The 812-nt window shown below is 43.5% G+C and carries 1 protein-coding gene; it reads right to left on the reverse strand.

From position 1 onward, the window contains the following. On the reverse strand, positions 1-719 hold a 719-nt coding region (locus tag ACT3TU_RS14295), incomplete at its 3' end, for an IS5 family transposase (RefSeq protein WP_444784537.1). Between the last annotated feature and the right edge of the window lie 93 nt (positions 720-812).

The following is an 812-nucleotide window of genomic DNA, read 5'->3' on the forward strand; positions in this document are numbered from 1 at the left end:
GCGACCGTATTCTCATAACTCTGCTTGAGCTTATCAAATCTGGTGGCAACTGCCCTATACTGTTTTAGCTTAGCAAAAGCATTTTCTACTAAGTGGCGTACCTTGTACAAGTTCCAGTCCATATGGTCGTTAGAGGACTTTGTATTTCGTTTCCGAGGGATGTTATCACACGTCCCTGCTTGTTCAATATGGGCTCGTAGCGCATCAGAATCATAGCCTTTATCGGCACATAAAACCTCTGTATCGCTCAAATCAACCTTGTCTATTAAGTCAGGAGCGACTTTAACATCGTGGGTTGTACCATCTGACAAGATAAAAGTGAGTGGATTGCCATGAGCATCAACTGCCAAATGAATCTTGGTCGCGCGTCCTGCAACACTTTTACTAATAGCCTGCGCATTCTCATTGCCACCACTGCTGTGTTGATGCGCTTTAATATGAGTGCCATCGATAAAGACCCATTCAAGGTCTGCGTCCTTGATCAGTAACGTAAACAATGCAATCAGCTTATTACTGCGAGACCAGCGCTGGTAAGCTTTATAGATGGTATTGGGCTTGCCAAAGTACGCTGGTAAGTCACGCCAAGGGCAACCAACGCGCATCCGATACAACACACCTTCAACCGTATTTCTAAGATTTCCTTTGTCATAGATATTCAACTCTAGTAAGATAGGTCTTAGTCTTGTCCAGTGTTCATCTTTGAGCATTGTGCGAGGCATAGCGAACGATATCTTTTTTGTGTGAGAACTTAAAGATTAACCGTTCGCTATTTTTTTTGCCATCAATTTGTCGCCAATGTTCAACACGCCCTA

Origin of the sequence: Psychrobacter sp. AOP3-A1-26 (assembly GCF_052378235.1) — a bacterium.
Lineage (GTDB): Bacteria > Pseudomonadota > Gammaproteobacteria > Pseudomonadales > Moraxellaceae > Psychrobacter.